The following is a 13966-nucleotide window of genomic DNA, read 5'->3' on the forward strand; positions in this document are numbered from 1 at the left end:
ATTGTCTGGAAAGCAAGATTCGAACTTGCGACCTCCCGCGTCCAAGACGGGTAAACAACCACCGTTATCTTTCCAGTTTTGCAGATTCACTTCAAAATTCTTTTCCGAGAGACAGTCGGATCGGAAATTATCCATGAATCTTTGCGGTCTATGCGAGAATCGAACTCGCAGTGCCTGAGCGACAGTCAGGCAGGTTAGCCATTACCTCAATAGACCTTTTTTGTGATTCCGACAGAACTCGAACCTGTAACCCCGGGTTTAGAAAACCCATGCTCTATCCAATTGAGCCACGGAACCTTAGTTAATATGAATAGTGAATTCTCAATTCGCTTTGCTTGTCAATCTTAAATTCACTTACGAAGTAAAATTCACCATTGACCATTCACTTTTTAGTAACCCCAGAAAGATTTGAACTTTCAACCCCCGGTTTAAAAGACCGGTGCTCTAACCATTTGAGCTATGAGATTATTTTTGTAATCGCAGAAGGACTCGAACCTTCAACCTTCGGCGTATCAGACCGATGCTCCAACCAATTGAGCTATGCGATTATTTTTTAAACTTGTGAATTGTTAATTGTCAATCACTTCGCTTGTCAATTTTAATTCACTTATGAAATAAAATTTACTATTGACCATTCACATTTTTGGGTTTCTCCGGGGATCGAACCCTGTTCTCCGGTGCCACAGACCGACGCTTTACCAAATAAGCTAAAGAAACCATAAAAAAAGCGCCTCTTTTTGGGAGGCGCTCTATATTTTGACGTATCAGTTCATTAACTGACGCATTTATATAAGCACCTTTTATCCACAAATTCACTATCAAGAATACATGCACATCCCATCGGCTCTTGTCCGTGTAGTCTTGAATACTGATTAGATATGTTATGTAATTGTTTCATTATATTCTTGTTATGTTAAAAAGTTTTTGAAATGTTGAAACTCTGTTGCTTTCAATTTTCGGTTGCAAAGTAAATGTGATTTTTTTTAACTCGCAAATTTATTTTTATTTCAACTAATTGAAAATCAATTAATTAAACTTGATATTTGGAGTGGAGAATTTCTGTCCGTAATATTTTACAGATATTTTAATTACCTAAATGACTGTCTCTCATCGGGTTTACCTATCACGCTTATTTATCGTATTAAATGTTCATTGTTGATTAAATAATTTTCACTTTTATGGTTATTTTTTTTCATTCTAAATAATTTCTGACCTAAAAACACAAAAAACGCCTCGATTGTTGAAGCGTTTTTGTGGTATTTTGATTAAATTTTTACGAGTTTACAGTAAATAATTTCCAAAGCAAGCACATTTCGCTTCATTCGATAACATCCATTCATATCCAAACGATCCCTTTATTGACGGGCGATCGCATAGATTTAAACTGATATGTGCTCTTTGTTTTGTCATAATTTTGTTGTCGCAAAGATAAATCTTTTTATTAATTTGTTAGTTATTTTGTTATTGTGAGAAGCAAAGCGCAGAAGTAATCTCAGGTTATTTTGATTTAGATTGCTTCACCTTCGGTTCGCAATGACGGGAATTTTTTATTTGATGATCATCAATTTCTAAACATTTTATTCCTCCCAGTTTTAAACCTGGAAATATCTTTCAATATAATCTCATCTTTTGGATTGAAATGTTTCAGTTCATTGACAATTTCAGAATGGGTATTCACTTTTTCTGCTATAATTTCGTAAGCTATATTTCTTGTTGTTGATTGCAGTTTTTCATCTTTTTTAAATTCATACTTCAAGGCTTCCAGATAGATATTCTTTTTATCAGATGGAGTTTTCTTATATAAATTTTGAATTTCGTTTTCTAATTTTTTCACATCAAAAATATTGGCGAAATAATTATTAAGACAATTAAAAGCATCTTTATTTTCCTCCCAACCCTTTAATAAAATTTGTTGAGCAGCTTCCGGTGTTTCCATTTTTTTGCGATAAATTAAAGACGCTTTTACCATTTGATTGTTGTTTACATAATCATCAACTACCATTTGATAATAGGCATGGGCATTTTTGATATCATGAATTTCAATGTATAAATCCCCAACTTTTTCTTTTTGTTCCAGTTCTTTATAAAGATCAATCGCTTTTCTATATTGTTTTGCTTTTTCATAACAGCTTGCAGCTTCCGATTTGTTTTTCAATTTTTTAAGATAAATTACTGCTGCTTCATTATAAAAACCGCCGTCCTCTAATGTCTTTGCTCCACGATAGTTATCTTGAAGCAAATTCATATAAACCTTTGCCGCTTTTAGGTAGTCTTTTTCATCGACATATTTTTGAGCAAGTTCTTCATATTTACTTCTGATCCTATCAAAAAGTGAATTTTCTAAATAGAAAGTTCCACCTCCTCCTGAAGCCTTTCTTCCAGAATTTTTCGCATCCTTCTCTTTATCTTTTAAACCAATAATCACAAAAAATACAATAAAAGCAATAATCAGAAACAAAAATAAAGTCCCGACAACGCTCCAAAAGCTTTGATGGAAAAGTTGAGCGAATATTCCAATGATCTTGAGGACAGCCAAAATTAAAAGGCATCTCAAAAATTTATCTATAAACTTCTGCCTATTCATTTTCGTCTGATTTTAAAATTGATTTATCTTCTGCAAACAAACGGTAAAGCAGAAGAATGACACTGATAATAAGAATCCAGACAAACCAATTGTACCCAAAAGATTCTATCAGAGGATAAAAAATATACATCAACATGGCAAGAAGAACAATCATCAAAAAAACTTTAATGCCTGTGGGTAGATTTCCACCACCTATGTTCATTGATTTTTTCTTTAGAACAAATGAATAAAGCCCTACAGCGCCTGTCATAAAAATAATCAGCCAAATAATTTCTACAAAAGAAACATCTTTTTTGGCATCATTTTCTTTGGAGGAAACGTCCGTGGTTGTTTCTAATGCATGACGCATTGGAGGGAAATCAAGAGTCCCGTAAAGACGGCCTAAAGAATCTGCCATCAATACTTTTTTCTTATGCCAAATACTTCGTACAATTCCTTCATTGGCAGGTTTTCCTGAACCAACTTTTTTTAATGAATCTGAAATTTTTCGTTTAATATTTTCAGACCTGCTTTCAATATGTTTTGTAATCTTTTTACTGTAAATTGTTTTAAGAGAATCTCTTGCTGTATTTTGTTTCGTATTAAATTTCTTTATATCTTTTTCAATATCGGGTAACCATTTTTTTGCTGAAGGTTTTGAAATAGCCTCCTTATAACTATTCATTAATCTCACCCTTTCTCTTCCATACATAGAATCAACTTTCATATCAATTTCCGTGACTCCGGATTCAAAGGCAACGGTATTTTCAGGAAGTTTATTCATTACTTTCCCGGCACTTTGTCCATCAACTACATATTTTTCTTTATTAGAGTTAAAAGTAGATCTTGCAATTGCGGTTACGATCAAAAACACCCAAATTATCCACTGATAATTTTTTCCAGATCTGGTTGAAGATTCATCATTTTTTCCGAATAATCTTCCAAACCAATTATCACCGAATTTAAATTTCCCAAATCCATTTCCTCTAGAAGTTCCCATAATATCTAAAGGAACTCCAAGTTCAACAGCTCTCTCAGGATATTTTTCAATGTATAATAAATACTTTTCAATTTCCTTTTTATTCCCTGCCATTACTTTCTTCATATCAAAAGGCAGATTTTTCATCCACTCCTCTTCTGTCTGAGGCTTTTGAAGAGCTTCCAGAATTTTTTCATCATCCATTTCTACGGTATAGCTCTCAATTTTCTGAGGAATTTTTACACCATTTGATGGTTTTCGGACAGCAATATTTGGTTTTTCAGTATCTTGAATTAATGAGATCCAATCGATTTGTTCTGATAACTTGACCAAACCAAATTCCGGATGCATGATAAGATATTCAGCATCTATATTTTGCCAGTCTTCAGGATTTATTTTAGGATAGAAAATCGTGTTTTCAGGAATGAATAATTTATTATCAAAACATTGGAAATAAGAATTTTTTCCAATTTCGGTTGGTATATTTTGATCAAAAATTAAAAAACAGCCATACAAAATATTCGGTTCGTTGGAAGGAATCGGAAATGATTGAATTTGGTTTAAATCAATTCCTAAAATTTCCATCTCGTGAAGCCATATAAATGGGGAAGAACCTTTTATTAAAAGTCCTTTTTTCGGATAACTATTTTTCGGAAAAGGTTTAATTCTAAGCTCCATATTCCAAAATTTGATTAATAAATTTCTCCAGATAATCAGAATACATATCCTCCATTTTTTTCACTTTCAACAACGTATTTTCTGGCAGATAATATTCTGACCCTCCAAATTCTACATTGGTCGACAATGACAGGAAGCCCTGTTCTGTAGAAGGTATATAAAATGTTGGAATATTTCCGTTACTGCTTTTAAAGGTCAACATTCCGCGGGAATCTGTAATGATCTCGCTTCCATCAGGAAAAGTAAATTTATTTTTGTTTTGTTCAGCGAAAATTTTAATATCAAACTTGTTTTTGATGAAATTTATTGAATTTTCATAATTCTTATTTAATTCATTTCCGGAAACAACTAAATTATCCTTTGTATTAATTCCAATTTTGCTGAAATTACCTACTATTTTAATTCCATTATAATTTAATCTTGAAGCTTCTGCCGATGCTTTTGTATCATTTTTTTGAATTTCAGCATCGTTTTTTACGGATTCAATAGAGATATTTCCATCGATATTTATTTTGAAAATTGAAGACATTTCTGCATTGAATAAGTAAAACCCTCTGCCAAAATAAATCAGTCTTGAATCTGCAGGAATGTTTTGCCCTGTCAAATTCTGCTCCGAATATTCTTTTGTATTTAAATTTAATTTAGAAATCAACTTCTTATCTGGTTGATATTGACAGAGAATAAATTGCTGCTGTTTATTTTTCGCTAAAGCAAACTGTCCTTTAGGTTTTACAGAAATATCTTCAATTAGAACTTCACTTCCATGATAGGTCTTGTAATAGTCATAATAATCTCTACTGTAATAATTATCAGAAAGATAAGTCTTTAACAATTGCTTTTTATTGCTTAAAATAAAAAATTCACCTTCATATAAAAATTGAGCAATTTTATGAGTCGGCATTGGAAATAAAATCGGATAATTGAGTGGAAGATCCGTTCTTTTACCGCTGGACGAAATATCATTCTCTCTATTCTTTCTCCTCTGTGGTGGGTTTGCCCATAATTCCTTTAAAGGAAGAAGTACTTTTTGAATATGCTTTCTTGTTCCTTTATGATGTTTGTAGAAATTTAATTCTCCATCCGCCGAAGTGGTGACTAAAAATTTTAATCGGTCTCTATTTTCATGAATCGTTCGTTGAATATTTTCGTTAGCCAAGTTTTCCTGATGGGTAATGAAGAAAACCTCCAGGTCCTTTTCTTTATGTTCCTCCTGAAAAAATCTATCCAAAGCTGGTGAAACTTCTAAAACCGGACTAACCTGATTTAAATTATCAACCACTTCTTCCACTTTATCTAAAGAAATCGCCACATTTGTTTGCCCCAAAGCAAAAACTTTACATTCAGAATGTGCTTTCGGGTGTTTGATCACTGCGATAGCTGAAGCAAAAGCCAAAACCTTTGGTGATCCCCAATTTTTAAGGGAAGTATCAATTAAAATTATTCTTTCAAAAATATTTTCCTCAGGCGGAATTTCACGCTGAATGTACAAGGCTTCATTATTGGCAACCCGATTCATGAAAATCTCATCTTCATTAGCAAATTCAGATAAAAGCATTTTTGATAACTCGCCTTTGTTGGTCATATCAGAAATTCCTCCAATCGGTTGTTCACCAGGAGAAAGATGTCTCATTGGGATTTTAAGACCACTCCAAATTCTTTTAATTAAGCTCCCAACCTGAAACGTTTTTGGATCTTCAATTAATTCCTGAATAAAGTCTTTATTGGTTTCAATGGTGGTTTCATCTTGTATAACTTCTTCATCCAATTCGGGAAGATCTACCACATTAATCATTGCATCAATGATAGATTTTACCGTGGGAAATTTATTATGAAGTAATGCAAGCGTTGTAATATCTCGATTTACAACGTTTTTGGTCAAAAGCTTTTTATTTGCAGATTCACCGATAATAATTGGACTTCTTTCAAATTTTTTAATAATTAACTTAGAGTTAATCTGCGAAATTTTATTGTGACAGTCTTTAAAAATAGTATTTAAGAGATTTATTTTATTTTGACCTTTTTTGAGTACACTTTCTAAATTATTTAAATTTTCTAAAAAACTAATAGCAAGTTCTATATCATTAACTGAAACATCCTTTCCAAAAGGTTTCCCTTTTTGTCTTTTCAAATGATAATATACACCATCCATATTAAGATATCCATCTTGAATAGCGTATAAAATGAGAAGAAAAGAACCAAAAGGAGGAAATCCTTCTTGTTGCAATTCTTCCAAAATCTCAATAATATAAAGTCTATAAGCTATAACCCCTACATTCGGGATCGAAATAAGATTGTTTTCATTATATCCAGTATTATCAGGAACATCTTCATCAGTTGTCCATTCCCAGAAATAATGCTCATATGACTGAAAATATTCTTTTACATCCATTCTTGCGTTTTTTCAGTGAGACGAAACGAGCTTACCGACAATTTTCGGAAATCATTTTTATTAATTGAAACATAACTTCCGTCTTCATTCCACACAAGCCATTGGCCTTCATTTTCATTATACTTTTTTTGAAGTAATGAACTTAAATTTTTAAATTCAAAATCAAAACCTGTTGGCAAAAGATGTCCGTCTTTCGTCCAATATGTTTTTCCTGGAAAACTTAATAAAGGAGTTCCGAGAAATAAGGCTTTATCTTCCATTACAATCCATTCAATTTTATCTAATTTGAATTTTGGAAAAGTAACAATCACTTTTTTTATTTCTGATATTGAGCTTAATAAAGCAATTGCGGGTTGCTCTTCTTCGCTTGTTTTTAATCTAACCACTACTTTTTCATCAATTCCAAAAAAGTTATGATTGGAAGGTGGAAAATTCAAACGTAAAGCTTTATCAATTGGTGACCACAGCAAAGCCGTTCTCACTTTCTTAGTTGGAACCAAAGCATCTTTTCGGAATAATAATCCGTCTCGCAATTCATATAATAAAAAGTTGGGCAATTGCTGAATTTCCGCAGAATCAGCTTGTTCATCGGAAAAATTTTTCAACCAGATTACATCTTCTTCCAAAGCAATCTGAACATTTTTCCAGTCACGAATGGATCCCAAAAAATCTTCATCAGCTCGGGGAAGTTCTGCCCAAAATTCTTTTATACGGTTTGAAGAATCTTCTGCCATAGACTTTCAATTTCTTTTTGAATGTATTGTTTTTGCTCAGGATTTCTGATCCAGTCGCATCGGGTTTGAAGGTATCTTAATTTATCTTTAATAACATTTTGCTCTTCAAAACTTAAAGTACCGCCATCCCATTTATCAATTAAGATTTTTACATCTTTCATGACTTCCTCAGGATTCGGCGTTTTGTTTTGCAAAGCCTGTGGATGAGATTTAGGATCTTCATCTTTTTCAATTGTTCTGTTGATGATTCCTTCAAGAATCTCTATCTGTTCTTCGGTGTCCCAAATGTGTTTCAACACCCAAAGATCAGAAAGAATAGCTTCATTTCTTCCACAAATTAAAGCACTTGCTGCAATTAAATTTTGCAGTTTTACCGCTCGACGGTCAGAAATTGCAATCCCAGTATTTCTAAGGCTGATAATTGTATTTAGGTACACTTCATAAATAGGTTTCAAATCAATATTTCTACATAAACTCTGAAGTTCTCTGATCTCATCTGAAAGAATTTCAGGTGTTTCGGTGTCAATGTTATTCTCCAGTTTTCTTCCGGCTAAAAGTACCTGTTGGAGAAGATCCGGATGTACATAATCGACATTAATTCTGATCAAAAAACGGTCAAACAACGCATTCAAAGCTTCATCCTCAGGAAGAACATTACTTGCTCCCACAAACATTAGCGCAGGAAGATTTTTTGTTTCTTTTCCTCTTTTGAAAATCTTTTCATTCAAGGCCGTCAAAAGTGAGTTCAGAATTGCAGAATTAGCATTGAAAATCTCATCAAGAAAAACCATTGACGCTTCCGGCATCATGCCTTCTGTATTGGTTAAAAGTTCGCCATCTTTTAATTTTCTGATATCAAAAGGTCCGAAAATTTCATTCGGTTCTGTAAAACGAGTTAATAAATATTCAAAGTTTTTACCGTCTTTCACAGTTTTTGCCAAGGTTCTTACAATAGCAGATTTTGCCGTTCCCGGAGGGCCGTACAAAAAAGCATTTTCTCTTGCCAACATACAGATTCCCAGTAAATCGACTACGTCGTTTTTGCCGACGAAGGTGTCTTTTACATAATTAAGAACTGTGTTTAATTTATTTATATTTTGAGTCATTGATTTCTCAGTTTTTATATTTTTTTTCTAATGTAAAGAGTGCTTTCTTTCCTGAATAATGCTTTTTTTAACGCAAAGCACCCAAAGGTTTTTTGACTATTAACTGTTTTTAAGTTCACAAAGGCGTTTCACTCAGCAAAGAACACAGAGGTTTGTTCAATTATGTCAATTTTCTTTAACTGTTTACATTTTTTAATTCTCTCCAAAAAGTATCTTTATGCAGTCCAAATTCTGCAATCAATAATTTGTTAATAAACGGAATTTCCGCCAATTTATATGCTTTCTTTTCTACAATTCTTTCGAGATATAGTTTTCGGTAGGTTTTGTCTTTTAATTCTTCTTCCCAATTTATTTTTTCTATATCAATATCAGATCCGATTGCTGAATAATGAAATTCTGATAAAATACTTTCCAACATTTTAATCAAAGGATCTTCTGCATCTGCAGTCTGTAATCCTTCAACAATTTGCGGTAAAAATCTTAATGATAAATCCGCAGATAGTATGGAAGAAATGTCTCTTGTTCCTTTATATGATGGAATTAATTCATTTAAATCCTTTGCTGTATCTCTACGAATTAAATACAATTGAGCACTGTGATATAATACTTTTCCTGCCCAAACTGCTGTTTCTTTGTTGCAGTTTATTTCATCAGATAAAAATTCCAGTCTTTCTTTTTCAAATTCCGTTTCAAAATAATCGGATGCGTCTTGCTCTTCCTTTTTTGAGATTTCTTTTATATCTGCAAAAATCGTGATGCATTCATCTTTTCGAAGAAGAAATAAGGTGTCTAAAAATGGGGAGGTATTTTCCATCATCTAACAAAAATAAAAATATTATTTGTGAATTGTGAATTTTGCGTCGCAAGTTAATTGTTAATTAATTTCAGTTCGGGATAAGAAACCTAACAGGTTTTGAAAACCTGTTAGGTTTGATTTAAGCAGCTTTTTTTACAATACTTTAGCCCCGATTGGAACGACATCCTTTTTTGTTGCGGCCGGAGCGAAGCGGAGGCCGTAACAAAAAAGATATAGTGGAAAGCGGGAAATAGCTCCAAAAAATGAGTAATGATAAAAATTATCTTACGATTTCTTTACTTCCATAAGTTTACTACAGACTCCTTCCACCCTTCGAAATATTTTAATTTATGATCTCAACAATATTATTTTCCGGATCAAGAATTACACTTTCGTAATAACCATCGCCGGATGTGCGAGGTTCTCCGACAATTTCGTAGCCGTCATTTCTCAATGTTTCTGTAATTGCGTCAACTTTTTCGTTGCTTCCTGTTGAAAATGCAAGATGCACAATTCCAAATTTCTGAGCGTCGTATGAATTGTTTCCTTCCTGAATATCTGGTCTTGTCATGATCTCCAATCGTGAACCATTTTCAAAGCTTAAGAAATATGACTCAAAGTTTTTCACAGGATTATGGTACTTTTCATTGGAAGTTGCACCAAAATATTTTTGATAAAATTCCTTCATTTTTTCTAAATCTCTAACCCAAATAGCAATATGCTCTATCTTCATTTTTTTAATTTTACATAAAGATAATAATTGTCTTTTATAAATTGACAAGTAGCACAAATTGACAATTCACTTTTCACAGATTTGCTATCTTTGTGCCATTCAAAATAAAATTATGAGTATCCACATTAGTGCAAAAAAGGGAGAAATTGCTAAAGTTGTATTGCAGCCGGGGGATCCGCTTCGCGCACAGTATATTGCAGAAAACTTTTTAGAAAACGCAAAATTAGTAAGTAAAACAAGAGGTATTTTTTATTATACCGGTCTTTATAAAGGTAAAGAAATCACTGTAGGAGCCAGCGGAATGGGATTTCCAAGCATTGGAATTTATTCTTTTGAGCTGTACACAGAATATGAAGTGGAGACAATCATCAGAATCGGAACTTGTGGAGCGTATACAACAGATTTGAAAACTTTTGATATTTTAAATGTTGAAAATGCAGCAAGTGAAAGCACCTACGCAAAATATGCATGGGAAATTGAAGATGAAATTCTTTCTCATCAAGGAAATATTTTTGACACGATTAACGCAACTGCGGAAGAATTAGCTTTAAAAACAAAAGCCATCAACGTTCACAGTAGTGATATTTTCTACAGAAAAGATCAGGCTGTTCCGGCAATTGCAGCGAAATATAACTGTCCGGCTGTTGAAATGGAAGCCTTTGGATTGTACGCTAATGCAAAACATTTAGGAAAAAATGCAGCGACGATTCTTACCGTAACTGATATTATTCCGACTCACGAAAATATTTCGGCTGATCAAAGAGAAACTGCTTTGAAACCGATGATCGAACTTGCTTTGGAAGCTGCTTGGAAAAGCATCTAAACAAAAAGCAATGCTATAAAATAAAAAGAGCTTTACATTAATTTGTAGAGCTCTTTTCTATATTCTGAAAAATTTTCTGGCGACTTCCGTCGTTTCATCCGCAACTTCGGAAATACTTACTTTCTTTAATTTTGCAATTGTTTGTGCAACATAAGGCAAATAGGATGGTTCGTTTCGGCGGTTTTGTGTTCTCGGCATATTTTTCGGCAGCATGAATGGTGCATCTGTTTCGATCATCATTCGGTCAAGAGGAACATATTTAATGACATCTTCCAAATGTTTAAATCTTTTATCATCGCTGATCGCTCCTGTAAATCCTAAATAAAATCCTTTATCTAAATAAATCTTTGCTTCATTCAAAGTTCCTGTGAAACAATGAACAACCGCTTCGGGAAGTTTTGAAAGATATTCATCGATAATTTCGTTAAATCTTTTAAACGCAGATCTTTCGTGAAGAAAAAGAGGTTTGTCAACTTCAATGGCCAATTCGAGTTGAGCGCGATAACATCTTTCCTGAGTGGGTCTTGGTGAAAAATCGCGGTCAAAATCCAGTCCGCATTCTCCGACCGATATGACTTGGTCTTGTTTTAATAATTTTCGAAGTTCGTTGATGCTTTCATTGTTAAAAGATTTTGCATCATGAGGATGAATTCCTGCGGTTGAAAATAAAATTTCAGGATAATCTTCTGCAATCTCTGCTGATTCTTTGCTTCCGCGGACGCTTGTTCCTGTGAGAATCATTTGCTCTACTCCATTATCCAACGCTCGGTTGATAATTTCTTCGTGTTCGTTGTGGAATTGTTTATTGGTCAGGTTAATGCCAATATCGATGTAAGTGTTCATATTTTAAAATTTTAGCTGACAAAGCTAAAGCACAAGTACGCAATCTTTTTACGCAGTAAAAAATATTTTTATTCATTAATAAAAATTTCCAGAAAACCAATCAATTGAGTTCCGCCATGGCTCCAACGAATTCCGTGACCGTCTTTTTCTCTTATCTCAAAAACCAATTCATGTTTGTAGTGAAAAAAAACATTCCACCACGTTTGATTGTTGATGATATAATTAATTTTCTCCATTACTTTTTGTTGTTTTTGTTGATTATTTCCTTTCACTTCACCCCAAAACAGATCATCCATTCTTCCGACATGCTTTTCCCAAGCGCGTTGGGCAATGGTGATTTCATCATTAAAAGATTTCATACAACTTTCAATCAAAGCATCTTTAGAAGGAGGAATTGCATGTTCATCCCGAATACTTGCTGAAGTTAGTCTTTGACCTAAAATATCCAGCCAATATTCGAACGGAATTTCCTGTAATTGTTGAGCGATAATCTCATCTGAATCATCAGTTTCAAGAATATTGATGAATGTAGAAAAACTTTTATCACGGTCTATTTTTATTTCTTCATTAAAATAAGGCAAATCCCAATCTATAGTTTTGTCTTTATATTTCTGAATATTTTTTGATAAAATTTCCAGATGCTCTGACGATAAAATCGGATAGTATTTTTCTTTCCAAGATGTTGAAAGGAATGGAATATATTTTTCAAACAGATTCATTTTAAAACATTTTAATCAGATTAACAGAAAGTTTTTCCTCCTGAATTAAATAATCAATTACATTGAACCATTTTTTGCAGTGATCCAAAATCCATGCATCGGAAGAAGCTATGATTTCGGCATTTTCTGCTAAAAATTTATCGGGATTGAATTGTAGATCAACTTCCCAATTGAGGTTGTTTTCCTGAGCAAATTCGAGAATAATTTGTTTAATTCTTCCGCTGTTGGAGACGGGCTTATCGAAAATCCAGACTAATTTTTGAAGTTTTGTCTTTTGAAAAAACTGAGAAACCAATTCTATACTTTTTTGAGTCTGATTAACTCTTTTATAGGTTCCATGAACACCGGAAAGGTCGCGATAACAACCATCAAGACCTCTAAAAATATAGGCTTGCGAAAGTAAACTTTCCAACAAAATTAAAATATTAAAGCCATCCAAATAAATGATTTTATCTTTTAAATCTGATGCTTCAATCTGTTTTAATTTTCTATTTTGAATCTGTTTTTCCGATGCAGAAGCACCACGAAGCGCCTGAATTTGCCTGGTTTTTAATTTATAGCGATTTCCAACCAATTCTGAACTCGCTCTTTCAGCATAATCTCTGCTTAAAAGATAATTCATATCGTGAACGGCCAATTTTAATTTGTCAATTTGCTTTTCTGCTCCGAATAGTGTGTCGTCGCCTGTGTTTTTGCCGCGGTTTCTGTTGTTCATGGTCAAATGTAAAAAGATTTATTTAGAATTTGAACTATGAATTTTTGATAAAGATTATTGTGTTCTATTTTGCTTTAAAATAAAAAATGAAAGAATATTTAATAAAAAAAATACAGGAGCACAAAAATAATATATTGGAGTTGCTAACTTTGTTAGGAACTCCATTCGGGGATTTCTATAGTATCTAACCATTCATTAAAACTCCTTACTTCTTTTGAGAATAAAACTAAATCCTCAGAATCAATATAATCTTTCTTTACAATATCAACGGCATAGTTTAAAATAAATACAAATTGTTTTCTAACTGTTAATAAATTTTCTGTTATCATAAATCACCAATTTACTTTGAATCTTTTTTCGGTTAATTTATCATCTTTAGAAAATGCTTTAATAATAATACTATCATTTTTCTTATTTAAGTCATACTTAATTTTTTTTATGATAGGTTCGTTTTCCTGAATTATAATCGAGTCACCTCTTTTAAGTGAATTAAATAATATCAACTGCTCTCCGCTTAAGTCATTTTTTGAAACAGGAAGGTAATTAAAAATTATTTTAAATTTTAAATCTTTATCTAATTTACTTTTTTGAAAATTATAAATTACTTTATTATTTTCATCTAAAATTAAATAATCATTAAATTGAGATTGTAATTTATTATCAATTTTTGCTTGTATTAATAAAAAATCAACCTCAGGATTTTTTTTTATTATGAACTCTAAAGGATAGCGCACTAAAACTTTATCACTTTCTAGCTCTTTGTAATTTTCACTGATTGAAAGTATACTATTTGTACTTATTTGCTTTACAATAAATTGATCATTACTTTTACATTCAAATAGAGATATACAAATAATAATCAATAAACTAACGTATCTTTTTTTCATA

The 13966-nt window shown here is 32.5% G+C and carries 13 protein-coding genes and 6 tRNA genes; 1 reads left to right on the top strand and 18 read right to left on the bottom strand.

The genetic code is table 11. The features are described from left to right. Window positions 1-4: 4 nt before the first annotated feature. The 13 genes from A0O34_RS22285 to A0O34_RS04800 form a co-directional block, all read right to left on the bottom strand. A tRNA-Pro gene (locus A0O34_RS22285) sits at window positions 5-76 on the bottom strand. Window positions 77-144: 68 nt separating this feature from the next. After that, window positions 145-216, bottom strand: a tRNA-Asp gene (locus A0O34_RS22290). 7 nt (window positions 217-223) lie between these two features. Next, window positions 224-297, bottom strand: a tRNA-Arg gene (locus tag A0O34_RS04750). A gap of 96 nt (window positions 298-393) precedes the next feature. Next, window positions 394-467 (bottom strand) — tRNA-Lys (locus tag A0O34_RS04755). Between the two features lie 7 nt (window positions 468-474). Beyond that, window positions 475-548: transfer RNA gene (locus tag A0O34_RS04760), tRNA-Ile, on the bottom strand. Between the two features lie 97 nt (window positions 549-645). Continuing rightward, window positions 646-718, bottom strand: a tRNA-His gene (locus tag A0O34_RS04765). An 843-nt stretch (window positions 719-1561) separates the two neighbouring features. Then, window positions 1562-2584 (bottom strand): tetratricopeptide repeat protein, encoded by a 1023-nt coding sequence (locus A0O34_RS04770; protein WP_066751876.1) that lies wholly within the window; start codon window positions 2582-2584, stop codon window positions 1562-1564. Next, window positions 2577-4220, bottom strand: coding sequence for a hypothetical protein (locus A0O34_RS04775; protein WP_066751879.1), 1644 nt, complete (start codon window positions 4218-4220; stop codon window positions 2577-2579). Before A0O34_RS04775 ends, A0O34_RS04770 begins: the two co-directional genes overlap by 8 nt. Then, window positions 4210-6609, bottom strand: coding sequence for a hypothetical protein (locus A0O34_RS04780; protein WP_066751882.1), 2400 nt, complete (start codon window positions 6607-6609; stop codon window positions 4210-4212). Before A0O34_RS04780 ends, A0O34_RS04775 begins: the two co-directional genes overlap by 11 nt. Next, window positions 6600-7343: a hypothetical protein gene (locus A0O34_RS04785; RefSeq protein ID WP_066751885.1), complete on the bottom strand. Its 744-nt coding sequence runs from the start codon at window positions 7341-7343 to the stop codon at window positions 6600-6602. Before A0O34_RS04785 ends, A0O34_RS04780 begins: the two co-directional genes overlap by 10 nt. Then, entirely contained in the window at window positions 7316-8449 is a 1134-nt protein-coding gene (locus A0O34_RS04790; RefSeq protein ID WP_066751890.1) for an AAA family ATPase, read from the bottom strand. Before A0O34_RS04790 ends, A0O34_RS04785 begins: the two co-directional genes overlap by 28 nt. 175 nt (window positions 8450-8624) lie before the next feature. Then, on the bottom strand, window positions 8625-9266 hold the full coding sequence (locus A0O34_RS04795; protein WP_228394352.1) for a hypothetical protein: 642 nt from the start codon (window positions 9264-9266) through the stop codon (window positions 8625-8627). Between the two features lie 322 nt (window positions 9267-9588). Then, window positions 9589-9978 (bottom strand): VOC family protein, encoded by a 390-nt coding sequence (locus tag A0O34_RS04800; RefSeq protein WP_066751893.1) that lies wholly within the window; start codon window positions 9976-9978, stop codon window positions 9589-9591. A 112-nt stretch (window positions 9979-10090) separates the two neighbouring features. On the opposite strand from A0O34_RS04800, the gene deoD reads away from it, so the two are divergent. Continuing rightward, window positions 10091-10801: a purine-nucleoside phosphorylase gene (deoD, locus tag A0O34_RS04805; RefSeq protein ID WP_066751897.1), complete on the top strand. Its 711-nt coding sequence runs from the start codon at window positions 10091-10093 to the stop codon at window positions 10799-10801. Between the two features lie 57 nt (window positions 10802-10858). Here the strand turns inward: deoD and A0O34_RS04810 are convergent, their stop codons facing one another. From A0O34_RS04810 to A0O34_RS04825, 5 genes are all read right to left on the bottom strand, one after another. After that, window positions 10859-11644, bottom strand: coding sequence for a TatD family hydrolase (locus tag A0O34_RS04810; protein ID WP_066751900.1), 786 nt, complete (start codon window positions 11642-11644; stop codon window positions 10859-10861). Window positions 11645-11712: 68 nt separating this feature from the next. After that, window positions 11713-12363 (bottom strand): hypothetical protein, encoded by a 651-nt coding sequence (locus tag A0O34_RS04815; protein ID WP_066751903.1) that lies wholly within the window; start codon window positions 12361-12363, stop codon window positions 11713-11715. Between the two features lies 1 nt (window position 12364). Next, entirely contained in the window at window positions 12365-13078 is a 714-nt protein-coding gene (locus A0O34_RS04820; protein ID WP_066751906.1) for a DUF434 domain-containing protein, read from the bottom strand. 152 nt (window positions 13079-13230) lie between these two features. Beyond that, the gene (locus A0O34_RS22295) at window positions 13231-13407 is read right to left on the bottom strand and encodes a hypothetical protein (RefSeq protein ID WP_157885950.1); all 177 of its coding nucleotides are present in this window, start codon (window positions 13405-13407) and stop codon (window positions 13231-13233) included. Between the two features lie 3 nt (window positions 13408-13410). Beyond that, window positions 13411-13965 carry a hypothetical protein gene (locus tag A0O34_RS04825; RefSeq protein WP_066751915.1) on the bottom strand — a complete coding sequence of 185 codons (555 nt, stop codon included), beginning with the start codon at window positions 13963-13965 and terminating at the stop codon, window positions 13411-13413. Between the last annotated feature and the right edge of the window lies 1 nt (window position 13966).

The organism is Chryseobacterium glaciei, from assembly GCF_001648155.1.
Taxonomy (GTDB): domain Bacteria; phylum Bacteroidota; class Bacteroidia; order Flavobacteriales; family Weeksellaceae; genus Chryseobacterium; species Chryseobacterium glaciei.